A 3,787-nucleotide genomic window follows, 5' to 3' on the forward strand; every position below is an offset into this window, starting at 1 on the left:
CCTCCAGAGCCTGGCCGGGCGCATTGGTGAGCACCACGATGTCCGCGCGCCGGGACAGGCGGGCCAGGGCCTCGGGGCCGCCATCGGCGACGGGCATGTCTTCGACCGCATCCCGGAAGAAGGTCTGGAAATGGGCCTGGCCCGTCTCGATGTCGATGTGTTGGTCTTCGCCCGGTCGATAGATGTTCTGGAAGAGGGCGAAGCGGTCGAATCGCATTTCGAAGCCGTGGGTCGCTAGATACCGGGCGAAGCCCTCCATGAAGAGGCCCAGCACTTCATCAACGTCGACAATAATCAGTGGCCGTTCCCCGCTGACGCCGAGCGACTTCAGGTCCGGAGGCGGGAGGTCTGGCGAGGTGAAGGTCATGAATGTTGCCCAGATAACGCGTGCTTAAGGATATCCATGGGATAGCCAATGCCGGAAGGTGTTCCCGGGCCACCCGGGGCGCCAAATGCAGGTCGGTGGACGGATGGCCAAGAAGGTCCTCATCGTCGAGGATAACGAGCTGAACATGAAGCTCTTTCATGATCTGCTCGAGGCCCAGGGCTATGAAACCCTTGAGACCCGTGAGGGCCTCTCGGCGTTGTCGCTGGCCCGTGAGCACAAGCCCGACCTGATTCTGATGGATATCCAGCTGCCGGAAATATCGGGTCTGGAGGTCACCAAGTGGCTGAAGGAAGACGATGAACTGGCGCACATTCCGGTTGTCGCCGTGACCGCCTTCGCCATGAAGGGCGATGAGGAACGGATCCGCGAGGGCGGTTGCGAGGCCTACATCTCCAAGCCGATCTCGGTGACCCACTTCCTGGAAACCATTCGCCGATTGCTGGACTGAGCCCATGTCCGCGCGGATCCTGGTCGTCGACGACATCGACTCAAACGTCCGGTTGCTCGAGGCCAAGCTCAGTTCGGAATATTATGAGGTCCTGACCGCTTCGGATGGTCCCACCGCACTGGCCATCGCCGCGTCCGAGCTTCCGGACATCATCCTGCTGGATGTGATGATGCCCGGTATGGACGGCTTTGCGGTCTGTCGGCGGCTGAAGGAAGACCCCACCACGCGCCACGTGCCTGTCGTTCTGGTGACGGCCCTGGATGGGCGCGCTGACCGGGTCGCGGGCCTCGAAGCCGGGGCTGACGACTTTCTGACCAAGCCTATCGACGATCTGATGCTGTTTGCCCGGATGCGCAGCCTGACCCGGCTCAAGGCCGTGATCGATGAGCTGCGCGATCGTGAAGCCTCCGGACGCCGGATGGGCGTGATCGCAGGGGCCGCCTCGCGGCTCGGCGGCTCGGGCGGTCGGATCCTTTTTGTCGACGATAATGAACGCCAGGCCCAGCGGGTCTGCAATGAACTGTCCGTCGAGCATCGCCCGGTGATCGAGACCGACCCGGCCAAGGCGTTGCTGATGGCGCGCGGGCCAGTGGATCTGGTGATCGTCAATGCCACCAGCCGGGTCTTCGATGGCTTGCGCTTCGCCGCCCAGATCCGCTCTGACGAGACTACAAGGAGCCTGCCGATCCTGGCCGTGGTCGATCTTGATGAACGGATTCGCGCGGTCAAGGCGCTGGAGATCGGCGTCAACGACATCCTGGCTCGCCCCATTGATTCGGGCGAGATGGCCGCCCGGGTCCGCACCCAGATCCGCCGCAAGCGCTACACCGAGTATCTCAGGGCCAACCTGGATCACTCGCTTGAGCTTGCGGTCACCGACCAGCTCACGGGCCTGCACAATCGCCGCTATATGGTGGGGCAACTCGAGGCCCTGATGCGGCGCGCGGCCGCGGGCGGCGAGCCTGTATCTGTGCTGGTCATCGATATCGACCACTTCAAGCGCGTGAACGATAGCTTCGGCCATGACGTGGGCGATGAGGTGTTGCGCGAATTTGCAGTACGGCTGGCGTCCAACGTTCGCGCCATCGACCTGCCGGTACGACACGGCGGCGAGGAATTTGTCGTGGTGATGCCCGATACTGACCTGGAGGCTGCGCGTCGGGTGGCCGAGCGTATCCGTCTGCATGTGGCCGGTTCACCCTTCCGCGTGATGGAAGGGCAGGAGGCGCTGACCGTGACGATCTCCATCGGCGTGGCCACCAGCTCGGGCTCGGAGGATCAGTCCAACACCCTGCTGAAGCGCGCCGACGAGGCGGTCTATATCGCCAAGAGCCAGGGCCGGAACCGGGTGATCGCGCGGGCGGCGTAGGAAACTATCCCTTCATGCCCAGCCGAACGCTTCGGCGATCTCGGGTACGCGGGCGTTCGGCACAAATCGGTGGGTGATCATGAGGCGCGGCCGGTCCGATCCGTTCGGGGCGGCGGCATGCAGGATGCGCAGGTCCATCAGCCAGGCGTCGCCGGGTTGCCCCGTGAGTTCCATCACCTTGAGCGGCACGCCTTCGACCCGTCCCTCCGGCAGCACAGCGGGACAGGCAAGCTTCGATTGACTGTCGAAGAGTTGGCGAAAGAACGGCTCCGCGCCCAGGGCGGACGTGATCGCTTTCACCTTGAGGTGTCGCCCAGCGTTCAGGAGGCGATGAGATCCTGCGACAACGAGGGTCCCGCCGCCGCGCGGTTCGACGGGTTCCAGGAATGCGAAAAGTTGCAGACCCGGGCTGAGTCTGCTGGCCAGCCTGGGCGCGTCCACATGCCAGCCGCCGGGTAGTGACCAGGGCGGGGCATTGGGCAGGGACGCCAGTATTTGCGGACGGGGCCAGACCTTCCGGTCGAATGGTCCACCACCGCTGAGGTGTTCAACTGCGATCCTGACAGCGGGCTCATCGATCAGGGCCTCTAATTCAGGATGGCGATGTCCGATGTCACGGGCGGGCTTGAGGCCCGTCGCTGGCCATTGGGGGCGCTCGACGTGATCGAGACGCCATTTCCCGTTGCCCCAGAGTCCGAGCGCCTCCATTCGGCGCAGGACCGCGTGTCGCGCATCTGCAACGCCCTGCAGACTGAGGAGTCCGTCAATTTTGACGACGCCCTGGCTCTGGAATTGCGCGAGCTGGGCATCACTCAAGTGGGGTGTTTGAGGCAAGACCGTCTCCTGTGGACGGCGCCCCGCAGCAGACTGTGCGCCGCGCGGTGTGCGAAGCGTTCAATCCGCTGCGGTACTGATTTCCCGCAGTCACCGCGAGGCGCGGTGAACCATGGGCGGACATTCGGCAACATCGTGTGCGCGGTCAAGAGTTCCACGCCGGGTGAATTTCCCCCTCAAATGGGGTTGCGCCATTCAGACCGCGTCGTTGAAGGCCTCGTTTCTCCTTCGCCCCTTGTGGGAGAAGGTGGGCCGCGTAAGCGGCTCGGATGAGGGGTCGATAGATCTCTCAAGCAAGCCCATGAAATCATTCCGATAGATTGGCGTGACCCCTCATCCGTCAGGCTTCGCCTGCCACCTTCTCCCACAAGGGGCGAAGGAAAGTGACGGGCTTCACGCGGATAGGGGGATACCGTCGCTCGAAGAGGGAAGACAAAGAAAAACGCCCGACCTTTCGGCCGGGCGTCTTCAAGCGAAATCAGAGACTTTTCAGCCTTACTTGATCTTGCCTTCGCGGAATTCCACGTGCTTGCGCACGACGGGATCGTACTTCTTCAGGACCATCTTGTCGGTCTTGGTGCGGGCGTTCTTCTTCGTGACGTAGAAGAAGCCGGTGTCCGCCGTCGAATTCAGGCGGATCTTGATTGAGGCGGGCTTCGCCATGGCAGTCGTCCTTGCGGGGCCAAACGGGATCGGACCGCAGGCAGGTGTTCAGGAGGCGCGGAAAATACGAATCCGCGGCCGGAAG

4 protein-coding genes and 1 pseudogene are annotated in these 3,787 nt (G+C 63.1%); 2 read left to right on the top strand and 3 right to left on the bottom strand.

Annotation, left to right across the window (positions count from 1 at the left end; all coding sequences use genetic code 11):
- Positions 1 to 367: pseudogene (locus ACIQ42_RS16965) on the bottom strand (hypothetical protein); the annotation flags it as partial.
- Between the two features lie 103 nt (positions 368 to 470).
- Here ACIQ42_RS16965 and ACIQ42_RS16970 point away from each other — a divergent pair.
- Both ACIQ42_RS16970 and ACIQ42_RS16975 read left to right on the top strand, forming a co-directional pair.
- On the top strand, positions 471 to 836 hold the full coding sequence (locus ACIQ42_RS16970) for a response regulator (protein ID WP_397423417.1): 366 nt from the start codon (positions 471 to 473) through the stop codon (positions 834 to 836).
- Between the two features lie 4 nt (positions 837 to 840).
- The gene (locus ACIQ42_RS16975) at positions 841 to 2,205 is read left to right on the top strand and encodes a PleD family two-component system response regulator (RefSeq protein ID WP_397423418.1); all 1,365 of its coding nucleotides are present in this window, start codon (positions 841 to 843) and stop codon (positions 2,203 to 2,205) included.
- 12 nt (positions 2,206 to 2,217) lie between these two features.
- Here ACIQ42_RS16975 and ACIQ42_RS16980 read toward each other — a convergent pair whose 3' ends face one another.
- Together ACIQ42_RS16980 and rpmG are read right to left on the bottom strand one after the other, a co-directional pair.
- The gene (locus tag ACIQ42_RS16980; protein ID WP_397423419.1) at positions 2,218 to 3,039 is read right to left on the bottom strand and encodes a phytanoyl-CoA dioxygenase family protein; all 822 of its coding nucleotides are present in this window, start codon (positions 3,037 to 3,039) and stop codon (positions 2,218 to 2,220) included.
- Between the two features lie 495 nt (positions 3,040 to 3,534).
- Positions 3,535 to 3,702: a 50S ribosomal protein L33 gene (rpmG, locus tag ACIQ42_RS16985; protein WP_397404925.1), complete on the bottom strand. Its 168-nt coding sequence runs from the start codon at positions 3,700 to 3,702 to the stop codon at positions 3,535 to 3,537.
- Positions 3,703 to 3,787 lie beyond the last annotated feature (85 nt).

The sequence above is a fragment of the Phenylobacterium sp. genome (genome assembly GCF_044372605.1).
In the GTDB taxonomy this organism is placed as follows: Bacteria; Pseudomonadota; Alphaproteobacteria; order Caulobacterales; family Caulobacteraceae; genus Phenylobacterium.

Bases quoted from the DNA above. Each gene is read 5' to 3' on its own strand.
- ACIQ42_RS16970 (WP_397423417.1), top strand. From the start codon at position 471: ATGGCCAAGAAGGTCCTCATCGTCGAGGATAACGAGCTGAACATGAAG.
- ACIQ42_RS16975 (WP_397423418.1), top strand. From the start codon at position 841: ATGTCCGCGCGGATCCTGGTCGTCGACGACATCGACTCAAACGTCCGG.
- rpmG (WP_397404925.1), bottom strand. From the start codon at position 3,702: ATGGCGAAGCCCGCCTCAATCAAGATCCGCCTGAATTCGACGGCGGAC.